Below are 25,570 nucleotides of genomic sequence, written 5' to 3' on the forward strand. Positions count from 1 at the left end.
CCGCGGGCGCTGGCAGTAGCCATCAGCTACTTTTTATACCGCATTGCTGGGCAGGTAGTTGTGTATTACGACGGCTTTTTTTTGAAAACCGCCGCAACTCTTTTCCGCAGCTCCGCCCGGCCGGGGCATTTTGCCTATTTTTGCGGGCTGCCACGCTGGGCCCTCATCTGGGCCGGCCGGCCCGAAGTTTCTCCGCATATTTTTCCTATGATCAGCACCTCCAACGTAAGTCTGCGCTACGGCAAGCGCGTATTGTTCGAAGACGTTACCATTAAATTTATGCCCGGCAACGTGTACGGCCTCATTGGGGCCAACGGGGCGGGTAAATCAACCTTTCTGAAGATTCTCTCGGGCGAGATTGAGCCGAACACGGGCTCGGTGGATATGCCCAAGGGCGCCCGCCTTTCGGTGTTGAAGCAGGATCAGTTTGCCGCCGACGCCTTCCCGGTTCTGCAGACGGTTATCATGGGCCACCAGCGCCTGTGGCAGGTAATGGAGGAGAAAGACGCTCTGTACGCCAAAGCCGATTTCTCGGACGCAGACGGGGAGCGGGCCGCTGTTCTGGAGGGTGAGTTTGCCGATCTGGAAGGCTGGAATGCCGAGTACGAAGCAGCCGAGCTGCTCTCCGGCCTGGGCATCTCAGAGGACAAGCACCACACCCTGATGGGCGACCTAGGCACCTCGGACAAAGTGCGTGTGCTGCTGGCCCAGGCGCTATTCGGCAACCCCGACGTGCTGCTGCTGGACGAACCCACCAACGGCCTTGATGCCGAAACTGTGCTGTGGCTTGAAAACTTCCTTGACTCTTTCCAGAACACGGTGATTGTAGTTAGCCACGACCGTCACTTCCTCGACGCGGTGTGTAACTACATGGCCGACCTCGACTTCTCCAAGATTACCATGTATCCCGGCAACTACTCGTTCTGGTACGAGTCGTCGCAATTGGCTTTGCGCCAGCGCCAGGAAGTAAACAAGAAAACGGAAGATAAGCGCAAGGAGCTGGAAGAGTTCGTGCGCCGCTTCTCGGCCAACGCCTCGAAATCCAAGCAGGCTACCTCGCGCCAGAAGCTGCTGCAGAAACTCACGCTGGAAGAAATCAAGCCTTCTTCGCGCAAGTACCCCTACATCGCCTTCAAATCGGAGCGTGAGGCCGGCAACCAGCTGCTGACAGTGGAAAACCTGAGCAAGTCGGTTGATGGGCAGACGATTTTCCGGAATGTGTCTTTCTCCCTGGACAAAAAAGACAAGGTAGCCATCATCAGCCGCGACGACCGGGCCGCCTCCCTCCTTTTCGATATTCTCTTTAATGAGACCAAGCCCGACACGGGCGAGTTCAAGTGGGGCACTACCATCACGCCCAGCTACTTCCCCAAGGAAAACACTGAGTTCTTTAATACCGATCTGAACTTGGTGGATTGGCTGCGCCAGTACAGCACCGAGAAAGACGAATCGTTTATCCGGGGCTTCCTGGGCCGCATGCTGTTTTCGGGTGAGGAGTCGCAGAAAAAGTCGAACGTGCTGAGCGGGGGCGAGAAGGTGCGCTGCATGCTGAGCAAGATGATGATGGAAGGTGGCAACGTACTCGTGCTCGACGACCCGACCAACCACCTGGACCTGGAAAGCATCACGGCTCTGAACAACTCCCTGAAGGACTTCGGCGGCACCCTGATTTTTGCTTCCCACGACTTACAGGTGATAGAAACCGTAGCTAACCGCATCATTGAGCTGACTCCGGACGGCATCATCGACCGCCGCATGAGCTACGAGGAGTACCTGGCCGACGAAAATATCAAAGCTCAGCGCCAGCGTATGTATCAGTTGGTTTCGTAGTTACGTTGTAACCAGCATATGAAACGACTCCTGTTATTTATATTGTTTGGTGGGGCCAGCCTTGGGTTGGCCCCTACCGTTTCGGCGCAGGTAACCGACACCACGCGCAACGTAAAGCCTCAGCTGAACACGGCGCCGCCTGGCTCGGCTCCGGCCCGTACACCGGCGCCCGTGTACCAGCCTACCCCCACGCCGCCTACTGAACCGGCCCAGCCCGGGGTACCGGCCTCCAACGCCCCTTACGACCCCAACCGCCCCTCTGGCCTCGACCTGCCGCAGCGGCCGGGGGTAGCGGCTCCCGAGCCGCCTATGCGCCGGTACTTCCTGTACAGCAACTTTGGCTTGGGCTTTAGCAGCTTGTATGGCCTCAACCAGTTTAGCGCCAGCCTTGCCCCAGCCATCGGGTACCGCATTTCCAAGAAGTTTGCGGTTGGCCCGGGCATTTCCTACGCCTATAACAGCTTATCGGGTCGGGGTTTTGAAAGCATCAAAACCAACAGCTTGGGGCTGAAAGGATTTGCCCAGCTGATGGTGTTTAACCAGTTCTTCCTGCACGGGGAGTACGAGGTAACCAAAGCCGAGGTGGTGTTTCAGGACCAGTACGGCCAGCTGCGTAAAGGCAAGCTGACAGTGAAGACGCCCCTGGCCGGAGCCGGCTACCGCCAGCAGATCAGCGACCGGGCCGCCGCCGACATTGTGGTACTCTACAATTTCAACGACGGCATCAACGACATCTACGGCCAGCCCGTTATTCGCTTCAGCTTTCTGTTCGATCTGAAATAAAACCTACGACGGGTAGCACACAAAAAAGCCTGACTCAAATGAGCCAGGCTTTTCGCGTTTTTCGGACTAAAGAATTCCACTACCAAGTGGAATGAGGTAGCTGGTTACACTACTCGCCCACCGCGAATAACACGCAGCAGAATGGCGATGATAGCAATAACGAGCAGTACGTGAATCAGGCCGTTGCCTTGAATGCCGCCACCGAGTACTCCAAAGAAACCCAGGGCCCAAATGATGATCAGAATGACGGCGATGATATACAGCAGATTACCCATGATGGAGAGGAGAGAGTAGGTGAAAAAAGGGAGAGAACTAAGGCCGGCTACCCGTCTGGAATAGGGAGAACAGGATGGGTAGCCGATCTGCGGTTTTGTACGCGCCAACTCCAGCAAAAGGTTTATCCTATATTCATATTTTTTTTCGCAACAGGATATTTCAACGGCAAAAACCCTATTTAAGCCTCAAAAACAGTATTTATTAAATCAATAAAATATGTATAGGCATACACAAATTTATGAGCTATGCACTGCCTGGGCTGGGTTTGGTGTAGCTTTGCAGCAGTCCTTTCGCGGCTACCATCCCTGTTTTTTCAGTTCCTCCCACCCACTCTTATTTCTCCATGCTTAACGTCGCCGTTATTGGCTCGGGCACCATGGGCAATGGCATTGCCCACGTGTTTGCCCAGCACGGATTTCCCGTCGCCCTCATCGACATCAACCAGCCGGCCCTGGACAAAGGCCTGGCCACCATCGGCAAAAACCTGGACCGCCAGGTAGCCAAAGGCGCCCTCACCGACGCCGACAAAACCGCTACCCTGGGTCGCCTCACTACCTATACCAGCATAGCAGAAGGCGTGAAAAACGCGGGCCTGGTGGTAGAAGCCGCCACCGAAAACGTGGAGCTGAAGCTGAACATCTTCCGCGAGCTAGACCAGCACGCCCCCGCCGAGGCCATTCTGGCTTCGAATACGTCCTCGATTTCCATTACCCGGATTGCGGCCGTTACCAAGCGCCCGGCCCAGGTCATTGGCATGCACTTCATGAACCCGGTGCCGGTAATGAAGCTGGTGGAGGTTATCCGGGGCTACGCCACTTCCGACGAGGTAACCCAGCGCATCATGGACCTGTCGCGGGAGCTGGGCAAAACGCCCACCGAGGTAAACGACTACCCCGGCTTCGTGGCCAACCGCATCCTGATGCCCATGATCAACGAGGCCATTTACAGCCTTTATGAGGGCGTGGCCGGCGTAGAAGAAATTGACACGGTGATGAAGCTGGGCATGGCCCACCCCATGGGCCCTCTCCAACTGGCCGACTTTATCGGGCTGGATGTGTGTCTGGCTATTCTGCGAGTATTGCACGAAGGCCTGGGCAACCAGAAATACGCCCCCTGCCCCCTGCTGGTAAACATGGTAACGGCTGGCCGCCTGGGTGTGAAATCGGGCGAAGGGTTCTACTCCTGGACCCACGGCACCAAGGATCTGGTGCTGGCCGAGCGGTTCCGGAAGTAATTTCCTACCCCTGCTTTGAAGTTAAACCGGCCCTTTTGCCTTCCCGGCAGAGGGGCCGGTTTGTTTTTATGGCAGCTCAACGGTATTCGCTAAACTTTTCGGCCCTCAAAATCCTTTTACCCGTATGATACGAGCTGTATTAACCGCTTTGCTGTGGATGGGCCTGCTGACGGCCGCCACCGCACAACGAGCAACCCCTAAGCCATCAACTACGAAACCCCCACGAATGGAACAGGCAACTTTTGGAGCCGGCTGCTTCTGGTGCGTCGAGGCTGTTTTTCAGGACCTCAACGGCGTCGAGAAAGTAGTATCGGGCTACAGCGGCGGACGCATCGCCAACCCTACTTATAAAGAGGTATGCAGCGGCCTGACGGGTCACGCCGAGGTGGCCCAGATTACCTACGACCCCAGCAAAATCAGCTTCGCGGAGCTGCTGGAAGTGTTCTGGAAAACCCACGACCCCACGACCCTCAACCGCCAGGGCGCCGATGTGGGTACCCAGTACCGCTCGGCCATCTTCTACCACAACGATGAGCAGCGCCGCCTGGCGGAGGAGTACAAGAAGAAGCTCAATGCGGCCCACGCCTTTCCTAACCCCGTGGTAACTGAAATTGTACCCTTGCAGAAGTTCTATGTGGCCGAGAACTACCACCAGAACTACTACAACCAGAACGGCCAGCAGCCCTACTGCCAGTTTGTGGTGAAGCCCAAAGTAGATAAGGTACGGCAGGTATTTGCCGACAAGCTTAAGCCGGAAGCCAAAGTGCACTAAGCCGCAGCTACTACAAAAAAGCCCGTCCTGACAGTGTCAGGACGGGCTTTTTTGTGTTCATTCTCGCCTGAGCGCGCAATAATACGCTCAAGTGAGCCTTACTGCTGCTCAATCAAATCAATCTGGAAGGGGCCATGCTCGCGGCCGAGGGCGTAGAACATTGCTACCTGGTTCATCAGGGTGCGAGCGTACAAATCGAGGCCGCGGGTTTCCAGAATCTGGTTGTTTTTCACGATAATGAAGCTGACCAACTCGCCGGGGTAGGCCCCATCCTCGCCTACGGGCGGAATTGCCTCGAAGGGGGAGTGCGACTTGACGGGAATAAAGCCGGTTTTGGGCAGCTCCATGAGGGTTTTCTCGCCGTAGGGAATAAAGCCCTTCAGGTGCGAGTAGCGGTAGTTGGGGTTCCAGACCCAGCTGCCATTAAAGATGTAGTACTCATCGGTGCCCAGGCGCAGAAACTCCCGCAACGACACATTGACGGCAATGCGCCAGTTGGTACGCTCCTCCAGCGTCTGGGTGATGATGGCCAGGCGCGTGGGGTCGGTTACGTCGGTGAGGGGCTGGGTCAGGCGTGCCTGCACTACCAGCTCGCAGCCGGCGTACAGGTTCAGCAGCTGCTGGCGCCAGGCGTTCTGGGCTCCCAGCTGGTAAGCATCAGCCCGGCTGAACTCGAAGAAGTTGTGGGTGTAGGGCCCGGCAATGGCTACCCCGTCGCGGCCGTTGGGTTCGGCCCACTCCACCAAGAAGCAAGGGCGCGTACGGCCATCAACCCAGGGCAGCTCCCGGTTAAAGGCCACACGGGTTTGCACCTGCTCGGGGCTGATGCCTAATTCCTGGGCTACGTAGTCGCGCACTTCGTCGCGGGCCTGGGCCGCAGACACTACTGATTTTAGGGTACTCATCAAGAAGGAAAATCGGGGGAATTCAGGTGAGTAGCTCACTCACCGCAGCGCAATATCTTGTATCTGACCGTGGAAAAAAAGAACCCCGGCACAAAGGCGCAGGGTTCTTTTTCGGGTTTCGGGCCCGTTACGCCGTGGCAACCGGGCCGGCCGGCAGATTTACACGGCTACGTTATGCTCGCGCAGGGCGTCGTTGAGCGAGGTTTTCAGGTCGGTGCTGGGCTTGCGCTGTCCAATGATAAGGGCGCAGGGCACATGGTACTCGCCGGCCGGGAACTGCTTGGGCAACGAACCCGGAATAACTACTGAGCGGGCCGGCACATAGCCGCGGTACTCCTTGGGCTCCGAGCCGGTGACATCGATAATGCGGGTGCTGCCGGTAATGGTCACACCCGCCCCGATAACGGCCTCTTTGCCCACAAAGCAGCCTTCTACCAGAATGCTGCGTGAGCCCACGAAGGCGCCATCTTCTACAATAACGGGGGCAGCCTGTACGGGCTCCAGTACCCCGCCAATGCCTACCCCCCCACTCAGGTGCACACCGGCCCCAATCTGGGCACAGGAGCCCACGGTGGCCCAGGTGTCCACCATGGTACCCTCGCCTACCCAGGCGCCGATGTTTACGTAGCTAGGCATCATAATTACGCCGGGAGCCAGGTAGGCGCCGTAGCGGGCTACGGCCGGGGGCACTACGCGTACGCCCTGCTGCTCGTAGTTGGTTTTCAGCCGCATTTTGTCGCGGAACTCAAAGGGGCCTACCTCAATGGTTTCCATCTGGCGGATGGGGAAGTACAGGATAACCGCCTTCTTCACCCAGTCGTTTACCTGCCAGTCGGCGCCTTCAGTAGCCCCGGGCTGGGCTACGCGCAGGCGGCCTTTATCAAGCTCTTCAATTACGTGCTGGATGGCCTCCGTGGTGGCGGCTTGCTGCAACAGGCTCCGGTCGGTCCAGGCAGCCTCAATCAGGGTTTGGAGTTCAGACATGAAATATGAGTTGTCGGTTGTCAGTCAGTTGCCGGTTGAAAGTGGCCAGCTTCCTGCCGGAAAGGCCTACCCTCTCAACACCTGACAACCGGTAACTCCCAACCGGCAACTGATGCCGTGCAAACTTACCATCTTCGCGGGCAATATGCCGCCTTCCCTGACCATTTTACTGGCCTCCGTGCTTAAGCCCCTCGACGATACCCGCATGCTGGGCAAGTTTGGGCGCACGCTGGCCCAACGGCCGGGGGCAGCGGTGCACGTAGCGGGCCGCCTGGCGCCTGCCCCCCCCGCCCTGCCCGACAACCTGCACACCCACGCTCTGCTTGCGGGTAGTCGCCTGAGCCTGGCCCGGCTACGGGCGCAGCGGAGCTACTGGCAGCTGCTACGCCGCCTGCAGCCCCAGGTGGTGGTAGTGCACGCCCCCGAGCTGCTTCCCCTTACGGTACTGTGGCAGTTGCTGGGCCCGGGCCGGCGCTTTGTGTACGACGTGCGCGAAAACTACGCCCTCAACATTCGCACCCAGCAGGTGTATCCGGCCTGGGCTCGGGCCTTGCTGGCGGGGTTGGTCCGTGGCCTGGAAGCCTTAGCTGCGCGCCGGGCCTGGGCCCTACTGTTGGCCGAACGCAGCTACGCCCAGGAGTTGCCCTTTGCTACCCCCGCCAAGACGCTGATTGTTGAAAACAAATACCAGCCCTATGCCGCCGAGGTGACCTCTACGGCTTTTCCACGCAGGCTCCCTACCCCCGCCGAACCGCTGAACCTGCTTTACTCCGGCACTATCTCGGAGCTGAACGGGGTATGGGAGGCCATCCGTTTTACCCAGCACCTGCGCGCAGCCTGGCCCCTGGCCCACCTTACGATCATAGGGGCCTGCCAGCAGCCGGGGCTACTGCCGAAACTGCAGGCGGCTGTTGCGGCAGCCGGTGGAAAGGTAACGCTAAGGGGCGGCGCGGAATTAGTGCCCCACGCGGAGGTAGTGGCCGAAATCCGGCGGAGCCACCTGGGGCTGCTGCCCTACCGTCCGCACCCGAGCACGGCCCGGTGCGTGCCCACCAAGCTGTTCGAATACCTGGCGCACGGGTTGCCAATGGTAGTGCCGCCCAACCCACTTTGGCAGGGGGTAGTACAGCAGCACGGGGCCGGGCTGGTGCTAGATTTTCAGCAGCCCGTGTATCCGGCGGCGACCGAACTGGCGGCGGCGCTGGTCCGGCCAGACTACTATGCTGCCGGCGTTCCGGCGGAGGCTTTCTGGGATTCCGAAGCCGAAAAGTTGCACCACCTCATGGATTCTATCCGGTAACTGCCGACCTTTGCGGGCCGTTTACGGGGCAGCGCCGAATTTTTCTACCTTCGGCTTGGTTTTCCTGTTCCAACTGCCCCGCAAATTCCCCCCTTTGATGAACAACACCCTACGAATGTCTGAAATTGCCGGTGTGGGCCACTACGTGCCCGACCGGGTAGTAACCAACGCCGACCTCACTACCCTGATGGAAACCACTGACGAGTGGATTCAGGAGCGCACCGGCATCCGGGAACGGCGCTGGTTTGAGGAAGGCAAGGACACGACGGCCAACATGGGCGCCAACGCGGCCCGCAAAGCCCTCGAAATGGCCGGCCTCACCCCCGACGACGTGCAGCTGATTGTGTTTGCTACGTTGTCGCCGGACTACTTCTTTCCTGGCTCCGGCGTGCTGCTGCAGCGCGAGCTGGGCATTCAGGCTCCCATTCCGGCCTTCGACGTGCGCAACCAGTGCTCGGGCTTCGTGTACGCGCTTTCGATGGCCGACCAGTTCATCAAGACGGGCATGTACGACACCGTACTGGTAGTCGGCTCTGAGATTCACTCCTCCGGGCTCGATATCAGTACCCGAGGCCGGGCAGTATCGGTTATTTTCGGCGACGGCGCCGGCGCGGTGGTGCTGCGCCCCAGCACCCGCGAGGGGCACGGCATCCTGAGCACGCACCTGCACTCCCAGGGCGAACATGCTGAGGAGTTGATCGTGAAAGAGCCCGGCTCGAACCGTAACAACCGGGTAGAGTACGTGGTAGCCAACGAGTTGGACATGTACCCCTACATGAACGGCCAGAATGTGTTCAAGCACGCGGTGGTCCGCTTCCCGCAGGTAATCAAGGAGGCCCTGGACCAGAACGGCTACCAGCCCCAGGACCTCAACATGCTGATTCCCCACCAGGCCAACCTGCGCATCACCCAGTACGTGCAGCAGAAAATGGGCCTTTCGGACGATAAAATCTTCAGCAACATCCAGCGCTACGGCAATACTACCGCCGCCTCCGTGCCCATGGCCCTGAGCGAGGCCGTGCAGGAGGGCCGCATCCAGCGCGGCGACCTGGTGTGCCTGGCCGCGTTCGGCTCGGGCTTCACCTGGGCCTCGGCCCTAATTAAGTGGTAGCGAAAGGTCAATTAAAAATTGAGAAGTAAGAATGAATAATGGCCGTTTCGCGACCCTCACGCAGGTTGTGAGCGGCCGTTATTCATTCTTACTTCTCAATTTTTAATTTTTAACTCAACCCAATGCCCAGCTACACCGAGGAAAACTACTTAAAAGCCATATATAAGCTGGCCGAAGCCACTCCCGGGACCGAGGTAAGCACTAACAGCGTGGCCGAGGCCCTGCAAACACGGGCTGCCTCGGTTACGGATATGTTGCGTCGCCTCGGCGAGAAAGGCCTGTTGCACTACACCCGGTACCGAGGCGTAACGCTCACGGCGGAAGGCCGCCGCCTGGCCCTGCTTACCATTCGGAAGCACCGCCTCTGGGAAGTGTTTCTGGTGCAGCAGCTAGGCTTCAGCTGGGACGAGGTGCACGACGTGGCCGAGCAGATGGAGCACATCGATTCCGACCTACTTATTCAGCGCCTCGATGAGTTTCTGGGCTACCCCCAGCTGGACCCTCACGGCGACCCTATCCCGACGGCCGAGGGAGTGCTGCACCGGCCCCAGCACCGGCTGGTAGCCGACCTCCGCCCCGGCGACCAAGGCATTGTAGTAGCCGTCAAGAATACCTCCGTGCCCTTCCTGCAATATCTGGATAAAGTCGGCCTGAACCTGGGCACGCACATTGAAGTATTGGATAAGATTTTATTCGATAACTCATTTGAAATCAGAATCAACAAGACCAGAGAGCATCTGATTTCTGCCGAAGTCAGCCGCAACCTTTTCGTGACGGGCTAAAGCCATCCGTAAGCAGGCAACGGGTGTGGATTGGGTTTACGGGGCAGCTCGGCAGGAGCTTGCCCACGCTACTTTTTCCCGCGGCCGAACCCCTACCTTTGCGGCCAACACTATCTTCTTCGCCACTGTGGCAGCTCTTCCTACCTCCCTTTCCGATACCATCGTTGCCCTCTCAACGCCCCCCGGCGCCGGCGCCATTGCCCTGGTCCGCCTCTCGGGGCCCGAGGCCATCCGCCTCACCGATGAGGTGTTTGCCGGTAAGCAGCTGCGCGACCAGCCCGGCCACACCCTGCACTACGGCACCATCCGGGACGGGCAGCGAATTATTGACGAGGTAGTAGTTTCACTTTACCGGGGGCCGCATTCCTATACCCGCGAGGATGTGGTCGAAATCAGTACCCACGGCTCCGACTATATCGTGCAGGAGCTATTAGGACTACTCACCAGGCGTGGTGCGCGCCTGGCCGAAGCCGGCGAGTTTACCAAACGGGCCTTCTTGCACGGCGCCTTCGACCTGGCCCAGGCGGAAGCCGTAGCGGACCTCATTGCTGCCGACTCGGCGCTGTCGCATCAGGTGGCCCTGCGCCAGATGCGCGGGGGCTTTTCGCAGGAGCTGAAGGACCTGCGTGGGCGGCTGGTACAGTTTGCGGCCCTACTGGAGCTGGAGCTGGACTTTGGAGAGGAGGACGTAGAGTTTGCCGACCGGACCGGGCTGGTGCAGCTGCTGCAGGAAGTGCAAACCCTGGTGCGTCGGCTCCTGCGGTCCTTCGAGTTAGGCAACGTCATCAAGAACGGCGTAACTACCGTTATTGCGGGGCGGCCCAACGCGGGCAAAAGCACCTTGCTCAATGCCCTGCTCAACGAGGAGCGCGCCATCGTTTCGGACATAGCCGGTACCACCCGCGACCTGATTGAGGATGAAGTCAGTATTGAAGGAATCCGGTTCCGGTTTGTGGACACGGCCGGTCTGCGCGACACCACCGACGTAGTGGAATCCATAGGCGTGGAGCGCACGCTCAAGCGCGTGCAGCAGGCCGCTTTCGTTCTATATCTGTTTGATATAACGAGCACTACCTCCGCTGAACTTGAAGCAGAGATTGAGGCTTTACAACTCCCGGCCGGTACCGCTGTACTGGCAGTGGGCAACAAAATGGATGTAGCGTCAGAGGTGGAGCTGGATGCCTTCCGCTCTCGCCCCGGCACAGTTCTGATTGCCGCATCCCGCGGCGACGGCCTCGACGAGCTACGGCAGGAACTGCTGAACCGCGTACGAATAGAGGGCCTGGACCGCACCGGGGCCAGCACCATTGTCACTAACGTGCGCCACGCCCGCAGCCTGGAGCAGGCCCACCAGCACCTCGACGCCGTGCTGGTAGGCCTCAGCAGCGGGGCCGGCACCGAGCTGCTGGCCGCCGACTTGCGCCACGCCCTGGCGGCACTGGGCCAGATTACCGGCGAAATCAGCAACGATGACCTGCTCACCAGCATCTTCACTCAGTTCTGCATCGGTAAGTAGCCACCTGTTGCGGCCGCAGGGGTGGCCTGCGGCCGGAAACAGCTGGAGTCGGCCGGCGTAATCGTACAGAATCAGGGCAGAAATGCGGTTAACGGTCGGAAAAAATCGGTTGGAATGCCGGACTTATCAGGTTGGGGGCTTTTCTTTGCGCTTTACCCAACTCAAACAACAACCCGGGTCGGATTGTAGTATAGGCGCCAAACTCTCACGGGGTTTTACTGCTAGTTGGTAATTCTTTAGTTTCGCCCCGCAACCCACCCTTCAACCCACGCTTATGGCAGAATCTGCTGAACTGATCCTCGACGGGAAATCGTACTCTCTCCCCGTTATTGAAGGCACCGAGCACGAAAAGGCCTTCGACATTGGCAAGCTGCGCGACCAAACCGGCTACGTAACCCTGGACTCGGGCTACAAAAATACCGGGGCCACCAAGAGCGCCATTACCTTTCTCGACGGCGAAGAAGGCATTCTGCGCTATCGGGGCTACCCCATTGAGCAGCTGGCCGAGCAGTCATCGTTTATTGAAGTAGCCTACCTGCTGATTTACGGTAAACTCCCCACGCAGGCTGAGCTGGCCGATTTCTCGGGGCAGATAACCAAGCATACCCTGGTGCACGAAGACGTGCGCAAGATTTTCGACGGCTTCCCGTCGGCGGCCCACCCCATGGCCATCCTAAGCAGCCTGATCTGCGCCCTGACCGCCTTCTACCCCGAAAGCGTGTCGCCGGACCTGAGCAAGGAGGAAATCGACCTGAACGTAATTCGGTTGATGGCCAAGCTGCCCACCATTGCGGCCTGGACCTACAAAAACCAGATGGGCCACCCGCTGAACTACCCGCGGAATGACATGGACTACTGCTCCAACTTCCTGCACATGATGTTCAGCTTCCCTACCGAGAAGTACGAGTTGAATCCGGTGGTAGTAAGCGCCCTGAACAAGCTGCTCATCCTGCACGCCGACCACGAGCAGAACTGCTCTACTTCCACGGTGCGTCTGGTAGGCTCGGCTAATGCCTCGCTCTACGGCTCGGTTTCGGCTGGTATCAACGCCCTGTGGGGCCCGCTGCACGGCGGCGCCAACCAAGAGGTAGTTGAGATGCTGGAAGCTATTGAGCGCGACGGTGGCGACACCAGCAAGTTCATTGCCAAGGCCAAAGACAAGAACGACTCGTTCCGTCTGATGGGCTTCGGCCACCGCGTGTATAAGAATTTCGACCCGCGCGCTACCATCATCAAGAAAGCCGCCGATGAGGTGCTGACGGCCCTGGGCCTGCAGGATAGCCCCCTGCTGAAAATTGCCAAGGAGCTGGAGCAAGCCGCCCTCACCGACGAATATTTCGTTCAGCGCAAGCTGTACCCCAACGTGGACTTCTACTCAGGCATCATCTACAAGGCCCTGGGCATCCCAACGGAGATGTTTACGGTGATGTTTGCCCTGGGCCGCCTGCCCGGCTGGATTGCCCAGTGGAAAGAGATGCGCGAGAACAAGGAGCCCATCGGCCGCCCGCGTCAGATCTACACCGGCGAAACCGTGCGGGACTACGTAGGCATCGAGCAACGCTCGTAGTAGCTTGGCCCTACCAACCTGTCAATAAAAAAGCCCGCTGCAGCGGGCTTTTTTATGTCCAGAAGTATTCTGATACACTTGTCGTGGGTCGATTAGCGTATGTTGGTGGCGGTAAAAGTCTGCTTCATGTCGTCGTAGGCGGCTATCTGCTTGGGCCGCAGCACACAGGCCAAGTCCCACTCGTAGCGCATCTGAATATCGGCCAGGGCCTTGTCCAGCTCTTCCACGTCGGCGCTGAACTGCTTACGCGCTTCCGCCATTTCTGTGAGCAGGCGCAGGTTCAGCTGACGCACTTTCACATATTGTCCTTCACTGAGCTTGGTGCGCTCAGCCATGCGGCGGGTGAGCTCACTGGCCCGGGCCGTTAATTTTCCGCCGTCTCCGGGGGCCGCCTGGGCGGTAGTTCCTGCGGTTACCAGCAATGCAAATGCGAGGCAAACGAATACGTTTTTCATAATGGTGTAGGGTTAGTGGAGGATGAAACCAGAAAGAAAATCGACTCTATAGCAGGTAATTAAATATAAACCTTATCTATAACATATCCAATATTATATTTTAACAAAATCATGTCATTTGACTTTTTCGAACTCTTCCTGCGGCCGCGCCTTCGCTTAGACACCGGCACGGCCGCGGAAGTAGCGGCTACTATTTAGGAGTAGCGCCCAACGCCGTCATGCTGGTGCGGCTCTGCTGAAACAGGGCCAGTTGGGCCGGACGGAGCATAGCAGTCAGGTCGGTTTCGTAGCGGGCCTGAGCTTCGGCCAGACGCTGGTCCAGGAGAGTAGCATCGCTGGCAAAGCGGGTCTTCAGATCTTCCTGCTCCAGCAGCATACGGATGTTGAGTTGCTTTAACCGCAGGTACTGGCCTTCATCGAGTCGGGCCTTATCTGCAATGGAGCGCGTCAGGGCGGTAGCGCGTGCCTGAATGCTGGTCGGGCCGTCTGGTTCAGTGCCAGCCGACACGGCGCCCTGCAGCCCAAACAACAAAACCGCGAAGAGAGTAGCTTTTTTCATGGTATTGGAATGAAAGTGAATAGAAAAAGAGGCAACCCGCTAACACTTTGAAAAGGGACGGATGTAACACAAATCCTTTCTCATGTGATTTTCGGGGTGGCCAAATATAGAATCTAATATTTAATAAAAAAAAGATTTTCTATAACTATTCTACTTTAATACTTTCACCAAAAAGTTCTATTTGCCTCATTTTGAATCCGGTAATAATCGTATTGCAAAGGAATACTACAACACAAAAAAGCCCGGCTGCTTATGCAGCCGGGCTCCAGAAAGAGTAACTAACCCTACCTCTTACAGGATACGAAGCTCAATGCGTCGGTTCTGCTGCCGGTGCTCATCGGAGTCGTTTGGGTTCAGGGGCTTGGTTTCACCGTAGCCTCTGAAACGTAGCCGCGTGGCCTTCACGCCCTGGCTCACCAGGTAAGTGTACACCGACTTAGCCCGATTTTGCGACAATACCAGGTTGTCGTCGTCGGAGCCCACATCATCCGTATGCCCCGAAATTTCCACCTGAATGTCGGGGTACTGCTTCATGAAGTTGATCAGGCGGTTCAGCTCGGTCCGCGACTTAGGTTTCAGCTCATACTGCTTCGTATCGAAGAATAGGTTATTCAGTACGATGCTGCGCCCCGAGCGCACGGGTTCGAGGTAGATATCCAGGGTCAGGGGGTCGAAATTGCGCTTGTCGCTGTAGTCGAAGCTCAGGCTTTTCATTAGGTACTTGTCGGCGGCGGCGTACATGGCGTACTGCCGACCCTCGTTGAGAACCACGGTGTATTCACCGTTTTCAGCGTCGGAGCCCACGTACTGCACCAACTCATCGGTATTGAGGTCGTAAAGCTGCACATCGGCCTGGATGGGCTTCTTGGTGTAGGCATCGAACACCCGACCCTGCGTGTAGGTACTGGTTTCGCGGGCCTTCACTTCCTTGGGTACTTCGAAGCCAAACAACTCCACCGGCCGGTCGCGCTCCTGCCGGACACCCGGCTCCGCCGCCCGGGAACGGGAGCAGAAGCCGCGCCGGTTATCCGAGCTGATGAACAGAGAAGCCTCATTCTCGAAGGTATTCAAGGGGTAGCCGAGGTTCTGGGGCGCACCCCACTTAGTACCAGCTACTTGTTCGCAGCGGTACACATCCAGCCCGCCCATGCCCACCAGCCCATCGGTAACGTAGTAAAGGGTAGTACCGCTGGCGTGAATGAAGGGAGCCATATCCTTGCCGGAGGTGTTTACCGGTTCCCCCAGGTTGCGGGCCAGGGTCCAGTTACCGTCGGCATCGAGGGTAGTCACGTAGATATCTTCCTGGCCCTTCCCACCCCGCCGGGTGCTGGTAAAGTACAAGGTGCGACCATCGGCCGAAAGCGTGGGCTGCGAGTCCCATTCCGGGGAATTCACGTTGCGGCCCAGGTTCTGGGGCTTGCTCCAGGTATTGCCCGTACGCCGGGAAATGTACAGGTCGCAGTTGCCCACGGAGTTAGGCCGGTCGCAGGAGGCAAACACCAGCGTCTTGCCGTCGCCGGAAATAGTGCCGGCTCCCTCGTTGTAGGGGGTATTAATGGCGGTTGAAATGGAGGCCGGCGCCCCCATGCTACCATCCTTATTCTGACGACTGACAAACAGGTCTTCCCCGCTTTCCGCCGTAGGCCGCCCCGTAAAAAGCAGAAAGCGGCTGTCGGCCGTCAGAGCCGGAAAATACTGAAAGCGGTAGGTGTTCAGGGGCTCTGGCAGGCGCTCGGGCTGAATGCCGGTGGGAGCAGCCAGAGCCTTCTGGGCAAACTCGCAGTTGAGCAGTTGCCGCTGGGCCCGGGGGGCGTAGCGGGGGCTTTTCGTGGCGGTTTTCAGATACTTTTTATAGCTATCTGCCGCCGCCGCATACTCTCCAAAGCTCATGGCCAGCTCTCCCAGGGTGTAGTAATCATTGGCCCGGCCGGGGTCCAGGGGGAGTTTGGCCAGTCCGTCGCGGTAGGCTTCAAAGGCGGAGCGGTTTTCGCCCAGCGCCTTCAGTAGCGAGCCTTTCATGACGTAAGGCTCCCCCAGGGACGGAAACTTCTGGTTTAACTGGGTAAGGGTTTCAATGGCCTTGTTGAAATCCCGGTCCTTGGCCTGCGCCTGCGCCTTGTCCCATAGGTTCCGGGCTTTCGTATTGGTACTACTCAGCTTGGCCTGAGCAGCGGCATCCAGGGAAATAACCTCACTCACTGCCAGCAACACCACGAACGGAACTATAAACAAAGGGCGCATAGGCGGGTAGGGCGCTACGGAATATCGAGAAACTTATGTGTCTGCAGCGACACCTGCCACTGCGGATTAGCTTTTACGTAGTCAACAATCAGCGGCATCATGGCCGAGGCTTTGCTCCACTCGGGCTGCAGGTACAAGCGGCACCCGGGCCCGACCTGGGCGGCGTGCTGCTCGGCCCAGTCGAAGTCGCTTTTGTTGAACACCACGATTTTCAGCTCGTGGGCCGCAGCCAGCACCGAGGGCAGAGGGGCCTTGAATTTTTTAGGGGAAACGCAGATCCAGTCCCACTGCCCACTCAGGGGGTAAGCCCCGCTGGTTTCAATCCAGGTGCGGCAGCCTGCCTGGCGCAAAGCGGCGGTTAGTGGCTCCAGATCGTGCATCAGGGGCTCACCACCGGTTATTACTACGTTACGCCCCGGCTCGGCGGTTACAGCCGCCACTAATTCCGCTATGTGCTGCCGGGGGTGCGCATCCACGGGCCAGGATTCTTTCACATCGCACCATACGCAGCCCACGTCGCAACCGCCGAGGCGGATGAAGTAGGCAGCGCGGCCAGTGTTGTAGCCCTCGCCCTGAATGGTGTAAAACTGCTCCATCACGGGCAGTGTGGGCGCCGCAGCCGCCTGGGCCGGGGCCGCCGACGTAACAGGAAGTTCGTGCAGCAAAATCGGGTAATCTGAAAAACAACCATGGGGATTCCGGGGATAAGCAACACACTTAGTGCCCAGCCTATTTTCCGGCAGCCCAATCTTAAAAGTAGTACACAGCCCCGAATTCTAAAAGCCTGACCAGGTTTTCATTGGATTTTACGAAACAAAGTCGAGGTTGAACTTCCCGCTCCTGCCGGCACGTAAAGAAAACACGCCCGGTAAAGTCGTGAGCAGCAAACAACACGGCCCCCTGATGCGGGCATCAGAGGGCCGGATGAGTAATGTGTATCAGGGACGAGAAACTATTTGGGGTACACTTCTCCCTTGGCCGCTCGCAGGGTGTTGAGCAGTAGCATGGCAATGGTCATGGGGCCTACTCCACCCGGCACGGGCGTGATGTAGGATGTAAGGGGTGCTACCTCGGCAAAGTTCACGTCGCCTTTCAGAGCCCAGCCCGATTTCTTGGTGGCGTCTTCTACCCGGGTAGTACCCACATCGATAACCACCGCGCCGGGCTTCACCATGTCGGCCGTTACGAACTCCGGCCGGCCCAGGGCGGCCACCAGAATATCGGCCGTGCGGGTTATTTCGGCCAGGTTCTGCGTGCGCGAGTGGCATAAAGTAACCGTGCAGTTGCCGGGCTCCAAGTTCTTGGCCAGCAATATACTAACCGGCGTACCTACGATGTTGCTACGCCCGATTACTACGCAGTGCTTGCCATCCGTCACGAGTTCGTAGCGGCGCAGCAGTTCCACGATGCCCGAGGGGGTAGCAGGCAACAGGGCCGGCAGCCCAGCTACCATCCGCCCGATGTTCATGGGATGGAAGCCATCCACATCCTTCTCGGGCCGAACGGCTTCGATGACCTTGTTGGTGTCGATGTGCCGGGGTAGCGGCAGTTGCACAATGAACCCGTCTATTTCCGGGTCCTGGTTTAGCTCTTCCACTTTGGCCAACAGCACCGCCTCCGTAATATTATCCTCGAAGCGCAGCAGCGTGCTCCCGAAGCCTACCCGCTCGCAGGCCAGCACCTTGTTGCGCACGTAGGTTTCCGAGCCCCCGTCGTGGCCTACCAGGATGGCGGCCAGGTGGGGCACCTTCTGGCCGGCAGCTTTGCGCTGGGCTACCTCAGCGGCAATTTCTTCTTTGATGGCCTCGGCGGTTTGCTTGCCGTCGATGAGGCGGTAGGTAGTGGCGTCGGGGGCGGTGGTCATAGGTACGGGGTTAAGCTGGGTCCTGAGGTTGGTTAGGCGTTGATTTGTTTTCGTAGGCGGCAATTGCGGCGGTACCAGCGGCCTGCAGCGCTGATTCCATAGCGGGCCAGTCGTCGCGCCACCGGAACTTGCGCTCCTGCCCTTTGATGATTTTGTCTAGCTGCTCCTGGCTTGTACAGTTCTTGAGAAGGGTATCGGACATGTTTGGGGGTAGTAAATCATAACACGCCCTGTCAAGAAGTGTATGAGGTGAAAAATAAAGTGAGAGCAAAAAAGAAACGCGCCCCGATGGAGCGCGTTTCTGGACTTAATCGATTTTTAGCACGGCCAGGAAGGCCTCTTGCGGAATTTCTACGGAGCCTACTTGGCGCATCCGCTTCTTACCTTCTTTCTGCTTTTCAAGCAGTTTGCGCTTGCGCGAGATGTCACCGCCGTAGCACTTGGCAATTACGTTTTTACGCAGGGCCTTTACGGTTTCGCGGGCAATGATCTTCTGCCCAATGCTGGCCTGGATGGCAATTTCGAACTGCTGGCGGGGTAGCAGTTCCCGGAGCTTTTCGCAGAGGCGGCGGCCCCAGTCGTAGCTCTTGGAGCGGTGTACGATGGCCGAGAGGGCATCCACTTTTTCGCCGTTCAGCATCACGTCCAGCTTTACCATGTCCGACTCGCGGAAGCCGATCAGCTCGTAGTCCAGGGAAGCGTACCCGCGCGAGATGGTCTTGAGCTTATCGAAGAAGTCGAACACAATTTCCGAAAGGGGCAACTCAAACGTCAGCTCCACCCGCTCACTGGTCAGGTAGCTCTGGCCCTTGATGATGCCACGCTTCTCCATGCACAACGTGATGATGGGCCCCACGTACTCGGCAGCCGTAATAATCTGGGCCTTAATGTAGGGCTCCTCGATGTGCTTGATCATGTTCGGCTCCGGCATTTCACTCGGGGCGTTAATGGTCAGCAGCTGATCTTTGGTGCCGGTAGCGTGGAACTGCACCGAGGGCACGGTGGTAATTACCGTCATGTTGAACTCGCGCTCCAGGCGCTCCTGCACAATTTCCATGTGCAGCATGCCCAGGAAGCCGCAGCGGAATCCGAAGCCCAGGGCCACGGAGGTTTCCGGCTCCCACACCAGGGAGGCATCGTTGAGCTGCAGCTTCTCCATGCAGGAGCGCAGCTCCTCGTACTCGGTGGTATCTACGGGGTAGATGCCGGCGAATACCATGGGCTTCACGTCCTCAAAGCCCTGAATGGCTTCCGACGTGGGCCGGGCTACGTGGGTAATGGTGTCGCCAACCTTTACTTCGCGGGCTTCTTTGATGCCGGAAATGAGGTAGCCTACGTTGCCGGCGCCAATTTCGGGGCGGGGCTCCTGGTTGAGGCCCAGAATCCCGATTTCGTCGGCGCCGTACTCCTTGCCCGTGGCCATGAAGCGGAGCTTATCGCCCTTGCGCATGGTGCCGTTCTTGATGCGAAACAGCACCTCAATGCCCCGGTAAGAGTTGAAAACAGAGTCAAAGATGAGGGCCTGCAGCGGGGCCTCCGGGTCGCCCTTCGGGGCCGGAATCCGCTCACAGATGGCGTCCAGAATTTCCTTGATGCCGATGCCCGCCTTACCCGAAGCAGGAATAATTTCCTCCCGCTCGCAGCCGATCAGGTCCACAATTTCGTCCGAAACCTCCTCCGGCATGGAGTGGGGCAGGTCGATTTTGTTGAGAACCGGAATAATAGTCAGGTCCGAGCCGATGGCCAAGTAGAGGTTGGAAATCGTCTGGGCTTCAATCCCCTGCGAGGAATCGACGATGAGCAGGGCACCTTCGCAGGCAGCAATGGAGCGCGAGACTTCGTAGCTGAAATCGACGTGGCCGGGCGTATCAATCAGGTTGAGCGTGTACTGCTCGCCCTTATACTGATACTGCATCTGGATGGCGTGGCTCTTGATGGTGATGCCCCGCTCCCGCTCCAGGTCCATGTTGTCGAGCAGCTGGGCTTGCATATCGCGCTTGGCTACCGTGCTGGTGAATTCCAGCAGGCGGTCGGCCAGCGTGCTTTTGCCGTGGTCGATGTGGGCGATGATGCAGAAATTGCGAATGTTCTTCACTAGAGGCGGTTTTTTGCAACCGCGAAGGTAGGCAAATCGGCCCGGAAAAGCTAACCAGTGGCTCCGGGCGGCCGCCGGCACATTCTGCCGGCCTACCCCCGGCTGAGCCCGCAACCCGCCTTGCCTTTCCCGGGCGGCGCGGGTCTCATACTAAGGACTAGGCAGCGGCCGGCGCCGGGTTTCGGCCTGGGCTCTACCCCCTATAGACCTGAACAAACCCTACGTAATCCCGTTGGGATAAAGCAACTTCCATCTACTCTTCTTCACTACCATGGGAATTACCCTGAAGCAAGCACAAACGGCCGTGCAGGCGGCCCACGACAAAGCCCTGGAAATGGGCGTAAAGATGAACATTGCCGTGGTCGATTCCGGGGCTAATCTGGTGGCCTTTATCCGCATGGACGACGCCTGGCTAGGCTCCCTGGACATTTCTATCCGGAAGGCTAAAACGGCCCGTTTTTTTGATATGCCTACCGGCGACCTAGGCAAAGCCTCGCAGCCCGGCGGCTCGCTTTATAACATTGAGCACTCCAACGGGGGGTTGATTACGTTTCCGGGCGGCATTCCGCTAAAGAATAGTGAAGGCCAGATATTCGGCGCCATCGGGGTTTCGGGCAGCACCGTGGAAGACGACCATGCGGTAGCAGAAGCCGGTGTCCGGGCTCTTCAGGGCCAATAGCCGGCCGCAACTATCCATCTTTCCTTTCTTATATCCCCCGCTCAGCCCCGGCTCCGGTTACCGGGGCTGAGCGGGAGCCTGGTCCTGCATGGCAGCCTACCTTCCGCTTGAAGACTACGGCCTGATTGGCAACCTGCACACCGTGGCACTGGTTTCCAAGATTGGGTCCCTTGATTATCTGCCCTTCACCCGCTTCGATTCGCCCACCATTTTCGCGGCCCTGCTGGATGCGGAGAAAGGCGGCTCCTGGGTGTTGCAGCCCACGGGCGCCGGCGTGCGCAGCAAGCAGCTGTATCTGCCCGATACGGGGGTACTGCTCACGCGCTTTTTCACCGATGAGGGCATAGCCGAACTCACGGACTTTATGCCCGTGAAGCGCTATGAGCAGAACTGCGCGGTAGTCCGGACGGTGCGGGTAATCAAGGGCTCTATGGAATTCCGGATGCAGTGCGCGCCCCGCTTCGACTATGCCTGCACCTCCCACCAGGCCCAGCCGCAGCCCGACGGCAGCATCCTGTTTAGGAGCGACGGGCCCGACGGATTTCAGTTCCGGCTCCTGGGCAACCAACCGTTTGATGCCACCGGCCCGGGCGACGCTGTAGGCTGCTGGCGCCTGCAGGCCGGCGAAACAGCCGGCTTCGTGATTGAGGCTACCCCCGTCAGTGACCCCAGCTTCATTGCCCGCGACCTGGCCCACTACACCGAGGCCGCGTTTGCAGATACACTCCGCTTCTGGCGGGAGTGGGTGGAAAGCAGCACCTACACCGGCCGCTGGCGCGAAACCGTGCTGCGCTCGGCCATCACCCTCAAGCTACTTACCTCCCTGCAGTATGGCTCCACAGTAGCCGCTGCCACCTTCTCGCTGCCTGAAGCCGTGGGTGGGGTCCGGAACTGGGACTACCGCTACACCTGGATCCGGGACGCGGCCTTTACCATGTACGCCTTCCTGCGCCTGGGCTTCATGCAGGAATCGAAGGCTTTTCTGCGCTGGATTATGGACCGCTGCGTGCAACTCCCGGAGGCCGGCGACCTGCAGCTGATGTACGCCGTGGATGGCACCTCCGACCTGCCGGAGCAGGAACTGGACCACCTCAGCGGCTACCGCGACTCCCGGCCCGTGCGCATCGGCAACGGCGCTTCCCGGCAGTTTCAGCTGGATATCTACGGGGAGCTGCTCGATACCATTTACCTCTACAACAAGTACGGCGGGGCCATTACCTACGATTTCTGGCAGCACGTATGCCGGCTGGTAAACTACGTGGCCGATAACTGGCAGCGGGCCGACCACGGCATCTGGGAAGTGCGCGACGAGGACCGGGAGTTCCTTTCGGGCAAGATGATGTGCTGGGTGGCCTTGGACCGCGCCATCCGCATTGCCCGCGACCGGTCGTTTCCGGCTCCGCTGGTGGAGTGGCACCGCATCCGCGACGAGATTTACCAGGATGTGTACGAGCACTACTGGAGCGAAGAGCGGCAGGCTTTCGTGCAGGCCAGGGGTAGCGAGGTGCTGGATGCCTCCGTCCTGCTCCTACCCCTGATCCGGATGTTCAGCCCCGCTGAGCCCCGCTGGCAGGCCACCATGCGCACCCTGGAAAAAGAGCTGCTGCTGGACTCCCTGATGTTCCGCTACCGCACCCAGGATGGGGCCACTGACGGCCTCACGGGCGAGGAGGGCACGTTTACAATGTGCTCGTTCTGGTACATCGAAAACCTCTCGCGGGGCGGCGAGGTGGATAAGGCGCGGCTGTTGTTTGAAAAGCTACTGGGTTTTGCCAGCCCCTTGGGCCTGTACTCCGAGCAGATTGGGCCGCAGGGGGAGCAGATTGGCAATTATCCCCAAGCCTTTACCCACCTGGCCCTGATCAGTGCCGCCTTTCAGCTCAACCGCGACCTGGACGCCCGGCACGAGGGCCGGGCCGGCGGGCACCAGTTTGTGTAGGTGGCGTGGCTGCTCCCGCGTTCTGGTGGGTAGTAGCTGCGTGAGGGCTGCAGCTCCACAGGAACGGAAAGCCACCGGCAGCGTACGTAAGCAAGTGGCAGGGCATGCCCCTACCCCTTCTGTTCACCCAAACCCCTCCCCTCCACATGAGTATGCACCTGAACCACGAGGCCGTCACGTTTGCCAAGCAGCTGATCCGGGACGGCAAACTGAAAAACGACGAAGGCCACTGGGGCCAGCACAACCCCGACAGCCGCCAGGAAAACGCGTTTCTGGAAAAGCATGAAATAGCCGAGTACGCCAATTGGCACTTGGGCCTGGATACCAGCAAAGGCGAGGACACCAAGGGCCGCTACCACTTCCCCTACGGCGACTTTAAAACCGTGCACCGAGACGGCCTGATTGCAGCCAAGGAGCGTGCCGCCCAGCAGGGCTACACCGACATAGAAAAAGCTGCCGATGAATTGCTGCAGGCCCTGGAAAAGCAGGCGGCTACATAGTTTACTTTATCTTCGTACCAGTTGTAAAGAGGGCCGCCCGAGAGCGGTCCTCTTCGCTGAACACTCCGCCCATTTCGTCTGTTTCGCTCGTTGGCTTCCCTGGCACGGGCTACCCCACCTACCGGTACCATGGGCTTGCTGAGAGCCACGGTCCGGGCTTTGCTCTTTACTCGGTATGCTGTACCGCTTGTTTTCCCTCCTGCCGCTTTGCCTGGCCGGCTTCAGCCTGCAGGCACAAACCATTCTGGAGGGCCGCGTTCTGAACTCTCAAACTAACGAGCCTGTGCCCTTTGCTACCCTTGGGGTACCCGGCCGGGGCATTGGTACCGTAGCCGACGAGCAGGGCCGCTACCTGCTGCGCCTGCCGAGCCTGCAGGATACTCTTATTGTTTCCTGCGTAGGCTTCGACCGGCAGGTGGTGCTGCCCGGGGCGCTGGCTGCCGGCGCGCACGAGTTTCTGCTGGCACCGCAGGAGCAAGCCCTGCGGGAGGTGAAAGTAGAGCGCCGCCGCGTGCACGACGGCCTGCTGGGCCGTAACAAGGAAAAGGCCGACGTACTCTGGATGGGCGGCTCCAGCGGCAAGGAAACCGTGGACGATGAGTGGGGCTGGGAGTTGGGGACCGTGCTTCGGCCCGTCCGCCGCACCTACCTGGAAGAGTTCCATCTGTTTCTTTCCGCCAATACCTACGAGCACCTGCGCTTCCGCCTCAACCTGTACACCCTGGAGCAGGACCGCCCTGGCCGGATGCTGCTGTCCCAGGATATTCAGCTGGTGCTCACGCGCCAGCAGCGCGGGTGGCAAACCGTGGACTTGCGACCTTACGGACTGCAGCTGGAAGCTCAGCAGCCCGTAGTAGCCACCATCCAGTGGCTGCAAAGCGAAAAAACCAACCCCTGGGACAAATACTTCTCTATTCCGGTTACCCGACAACCCAAGCAAATGATGGTGGAGCGCGAGAACAGCCAGGCCATCTGGACCGTGCACCCCCTGCAGCCAAGCCTGTATTTCACGGTGCTGACGGAGTAAGATGGCACTAAAGCGAGTAGCGGCAGTAGCGGTTTTTGCGTATGTTTAACGTATGCGTACTTCCTTCGAATCTGGTGGCATTCTGCTGGGCGGCTCCTACCTGGGGCGCATGACCGACGACGAATTCTTCGACTTCTGTCAGCAACACCCCGAGTTGCGCATCGAGCGTACCGCTCACCACGAAATCCTGCTTATGTCGCCCACCGGCAGCCGCTCCGGCAAACGTAATTTTCGCCTTAACCTTCAACTCGGTAAATGGTGGGAGCAACACCAGCACCTAGGCGAAGCCTTCGATTCTAACACCGGCTTCACCCTCCCCGACAGCTCCGTGTTGTCGCCGGATGCCTCCTGGGTTTCGGCTGCCAAGTGGAACGCCCTGACCCTGGAGCAGCAGGACAAGTTTGCGCCCGTGTGCCCGGAGTTTGTGGTGGAGCTGAAATCAGCCACCGACTCCCTGAAAACCTTACAGGCCAAAATGCTCGATTGGCTGCGTAACGGCGCTCAACTGGCTTGGTTACTCGTGCCGGAAACCGAAACCGCCTACCTCTACCGCCCGGGCCAACCCGAACCGGAGGTGGTGCAGGGGTTCGATAATGAGCTGTCCGGGGAAACGGTGCTGCCGGGGTTCCGGCTGCGGCTCTCGGAGCTGCGGTAGCATGCGTATTTATGGCATCTTGTTTTTCCTGGCATCAGCCATCAACTGTCAGCCTGTTCGGCAGGTAGGCGACACCGAATTTACCGACGCGCAGCGGCAGCGGCGCTTCCGGCTCACACCAGCTAAAGTGGAGGTTCTGCGGCGCGCTGCTAATAATAGGCTGCCGGCGGAGTATCGCGACAACCCTCAGCTTTTGAAGCGCTATGACTACTGGCCTATTGTGGTGGATCAGCACTTCCGGGGCCTCTGGCACTTCGACAACTACTCGCACGAAGGCCCGATTCTGGTCATTAATGGCAGGAAAACAGCCACTGTAGTTCCACTCAAGCTGGACAAAACCTCGACCCTGGATTCCGTAAATGCCGCACTTCGGAAATATTCACTCACCGAACTCAACGCGAAGGTGCGTACCGGAATACTACAGCACATTGAATCCATTCGGTTTCTCCGATAACGGCTACCCCACCAAGGCATACTTCCTGCGGTTTGCAACGCT

Annotated in this window: 25 protein-coding genes; 15 read left to right on the forward strand and 10 right to left on the reverse strand. The window is 58.7% G+C overall.

Annotation, left to right across the window (positions count from 1 at the left end; all coding sequences use genetic code 11):
• The first annotated feature begins 207 nt into the window (after nt 1-207).
• Together FGZ14_RS05725 and FGZ14_RS05730 are read left to right on the forward strand one after the other, a co-directional pair.
• Nucleotides 208-1,830, forward strand: a complete 1,623-nt coding sequence (locus FGZ14_RS05725) for an ABC-F family ATP-binding cassette domain-containing protein (RefSeq protein ID WP_139922084.1) — start codon at nt 208-210, stop codon at nt 1,828-1,830.
• 18 nt (nt 1,831-1,848) lie between these two features.
• Nucleotides 1,849-2,613 carry a hypothetical protein gene (locus tag FGZ14_RS05730; protein ID WP_139922087.1) on the forward strand — a complete coding sequence of 255 codons (765 nt, stop codon included), beginning with the start codon at nt 1,849-1,851 and terminating at the stop codon, nt 2,611-2,613.
• Between the two features lie 104 nt (nt 2,614-2,717).
• Here the strand turns inward: FGZ14_RS05730 and FGZ14_RS05735 are convergent, their stop codons facing one another.
• The gene (locus FGZ14_RS05735; protein WP_139922089.1) at nt 2,718-2,888 is read right to left on the reverse strand and encodes a lmo0937 family membrane protein; all 171 of its coding nucleotides are present in this window, start codon (nt 2,886-2,888) and stop codon (nt 2,718-2,720) included.
• Between the two features lie 344 nt (nt 2,889-3,232).
• Between FGZ14_RS05735 and FGZ14_RS05740 the strand changes: the two genes are divergently transcribed.
• Both FGZ14_RS05740 and msrA read left to right on the forward strand, forming a co-directional pair.
• Nucleotides 3,233-4,123, forward strand: coding sequence for a 3-hydroxyacyl-CoA dehydrogenase family protein (locus FGZ14_RS05740; protein ID WP_139922091.1), 891 nt, complete (start codon nt 3,233-3,235; stop codon nt 4,121-4,123).
• A gap of 226 nt (nt 4,124-4,349) precedes the next feature.
• Nucleotides 4,350-4,895: a peptide-methionine (S)-S-oxide reductase MsrA gene (msrA, locus tag FGZ14_RS05745; RefSeq protein ID WP_139922093.1), complete on the forward strand. Its 546-nt coding sequence runs from the start codon at nt 4,350-4,352 to the stop codon at nt 4,893-4,895.
• Between the two features lie 98 nt (nt 4,896-4,993).
• Here the strand turns inward: msrA and FGZ14_RS05750 are convergent, their stop codons facing one another.
• A complete protein-coding gene (locus FGZ14_RS05750) occupies nt 4,994-5,800 on the reverse strand; it encodes a hypothetical protein (protein WP_139922095.1) in 807 nt (268 codons plus the stop codon).
• 159 nt (nt 5,801-5,959) lie between these two features.
• A complete protein-coding gene (locus tag FGZ14_RS05755) occupies nt 5,960-6,784 on the reverse strand; it encodes a 2,3,4,5-tetrahydropyridine-2,6-dicarboxylate N-succinyltransferase (protein WP_139922098.1) in 825 nt (274 codons plus the stop codon).
• Between the two features lie 112 nt (nt 6,785-6,896).
• Here FGZ14_RS05755 and FGZ14_RS05760 point away from each other — a divergent pair, with 112 nt between their 5' ends.
• The 5 genes from FGZ14_RS05760 to FGZ14_RS05780 all read left to right on the forward strand — a co-directional run bounded on the left by FGZ14_RS05760 (nt 6,897) and on the right by FGZ14_RS05780 (nt 13,060).
• On the forward strand, nt 6,897-8,084 hold the full coding sequence (locus FGZ14_RS05760; RefSeq protein WP_139922100.1) for a glycosyltransferase: 1,188 nt from the start codon (nt 6,897-6,899) through the stop codon (nt 8,082-8,084).
• A 115-nt stretch (nt 8,085-8,199) separates the two neighbouring features.
• Nucleotides 8,200-9,195 (forward strand): 3-oxoacyl-ACP synthase III family protein, encoded by a 996-nt coding sequence (locus FGZ14_RS05765; RefSeq protein ID WP_257883354.1) that lies wholly within the window; start codon nt 8,200-8,202, stop codon nt 9,193-9,195.
• Nucleotides 9,196-9,317: 122 nt separating this feature from the next.
• The gene (locus tag FGZ14_RS05770) at nt 9,318-9,977 is read left to right on the forward strand and encodes a metal-dependent transcriptional regulator (RefSeq protein ID WP_139922104.1); all 660 of its coding nucleotides are present in this window, start codon (nt 9,318-9,320) and stop codon (nt 9,975-9,977) included.
• Nucleotides 9,978-10,104: 127 nt separating this feature from the next.
• Nucleotides 10,105-11,493 (forward strand): tRNA uridine-5-carboxymethylaminomethyl(34) synthesis GTPase MnmE, encoded by a 1,389-nt coding sequence (gene mnmE, locus FGZ14_RS05775; protein WP_139922106.1) that lies wholly within the window; start codon nt 10,105-10,107, stop codon nt 11,491-11,493.
• Between the two features lie 274 nt (nt 11,494-11,767).
• Nucleotides 11,768-13,060 carry a citrate synthase gene (locus tag FGZ14_RS05780; RefSeq protein ID WP_139922108.1) on the forward strand — a complete coding sequence of 431 codons (1,293 nt, stop codon included), beginning with the start codon at nt 11,768-11,770 and terminating at the stop codon, nt 13,058-13,060.
• A gap of 92 nt (nt 13,061-13,152) precedes the next feature.
• Here FGZ14_RS05780 and FGZ14_RS05785 read toward each other — a convergent pair whose 3' ends face one another.
• The 7 genes from FGZ14_RS05785 to lepA form a co-directional block, all read right to left on the reverse strand.
• Nucleotides 13,153-13,515 (reverse strand): hypothetical protein, encoded by a 363-nt coding sequence (locus FGZ14_RS05785; RefSeq protein ID WP_139922110.1) that lies wholly within the window; start codon nt 13,513-13,515, stop codon nt 13,153-13,155.
• A gap of 190 nt (nt 13,516-13,705) precedes the next feature.
• Nucleotides 13,706-14,074 (reverse strand): hypothetical protein, encoded by a 369-nt coding sequence (locus tag FGZ14_RS05790; RefSeq protein WP_139922111.1) that lies wholly within the window; start codon nt 14,072-14,074, stop codon nt 13,706-13,708.
• A gap of 291 nt (nt 14,075-14,365) precedes the next feature.
• Entirely contained in the window at nt 14,366-16,315 is a 1,950-nt protein-coding gene (locus FGZ14_RS22225; protein ID WP_139922113.1) for an OmpA family protein, read from the reverse strand.
• Between the two features lie 14 nt (nt 16,316-16,329).
• Entirely contained in the window at nt 16,330-16,980 is a 651-nt protein-coding gene (locus FGZ14_RS05800) for a 7-carboxy-7-deazaguanine synthase QueE (RefSeq protein ID WP_257883355.1), read from the reverse strand.
• A 287-nt stretch (nt 16,981-17,267) separates the two neighbouring features.
• Complete coding sequence (locus FGZ14_RS05805) at nt 17,268-18,179, reverse strand: bifunctional 5,10-methylenetetrahydrofolate dehydrogenase/5,10-methenyltetrahydrofolate cyclohydrolase (RefSeq protein WP_139922115.1); 912 nt, start codon at nt 18,177-18,179, stop codon at nt 17,268-17,270.
• A 10-nt stretch (nt 18,180-18,189) separates the two neighbouring features.
• A complete protein-coding gene (locus tag FGZ14_RS05810; protein WP_139922117.1) occupies nt 18,190-18,381 on the reverse strand; it encodes a hypothetical protein in 192 nt (63 codons plus the stop codon).
• A gap of 105 nt (nt 18,382-18,486) precedes the next feature.
• Nucleotides 18,487-20,274: a translation elongation factor 4 gene (lepA, locus tag FGZ14_RS05815; RefSeq protein WP_139922119.1), complete on the reverse strand. Its 1,788-nt coding sequence runs from the start codon at nt 20,272-20,274 to the stop codon at nt 18,487-18,489.
• A gap of 271 nt (nt 20,275-20,545) precedes the next feature.
• Between lepA and FGZ14_RS05820 the strand changes: the two genes are divergently transcribed.
• The 6 genes from FGZ14_RS05820 to FGZ14_RS05845 all read left to right on the forward strand — a co-directional run bounded on the left by FGZ14_RS05820 (nt 20,546) and on the right by FGZ14_RS05845 (nt 25,528).
• Complete coding sequence (locus FGZ14_RS05820) at nt 20,546-20,953, forward strand: heme-binding protein (RefSeq protein ID WP_139922135.1); 408 nt, start codon at nt 20,546-20,548, stop codon at nt 20,951-20,953.
• An 88-nt stretch (nt 20,954-21,041) separates the two neighbouring features.
• Nucleotides 21,042-22,892 carry a glycoside hydrolase family 15 protein gene (locus FGZ14_RS05825; RefSeq protein WP_139922137.1) on the forward strand — a complete coding sequence of 617 codons (1,851 nt, stop codon included), beginning with the start codon at nt 21,042-21,044 and terminating at the stop codon, nt 22,890-22,892.
• Between the two features lie 104 nt (nt 22,893-22,996).
• On the forward strand, nt 22,997-23,392 hold the full coding sequence (locus FGZ14_RS05830) for a hypothetical protein (protein ID WP_257883356.1): 396 nt from the start codon (nt 22,997-22,999) through the stop codon (nt 23,390-23,392).
• 175 nt (nt 23,393-23,567) lie between these two features.
• On the forward strand, nt 23,568-24,419 hold the full coding sequence (locus FGZ14_RS05835) for a carboxypeptidase-like regulatory domain-containing protein (RefSeq protein ID WP_139922139.1): 852 nt from the start codon (nt 23,568-23,570) through the stop codon (nt 24,417-24,419).
• 52 nt (nt 24,420-24,471) lie between these two features.
• A complete protein-coding gene (locus tag FGZ14_RS05840) occupies nt 24,472-25,074 on the forward strand; it encodes a Uma2 family endonuclease (protein ID WP_219601059.1) in 603 nt (200 codons plus the stop codon).
• 1 nt (nt 25,075) lies between these two features.
• Complete coding sequence (locus FGZ14_RS05845; protein WP_139922141.1) at nt 25,076-25,528, forward strand: hypothetical protein; 453 nt, start codon at nt 25,076-25,078, stop codon at nt 25,526-25,528.
• The last annotated feature ends 42 nt before the right edge of the window (nt 25,529-25,570 follow it).

Origin of the sequence: Hymenobacter sp. DG01 (genome assembly GCF_006352025.1) — a bacterium.
Classification (GTDB): Bacteria; Bacteroidota; Bacteroidia; order Cytophagales; family Hymenobacteraceae; genus Hymenobacter.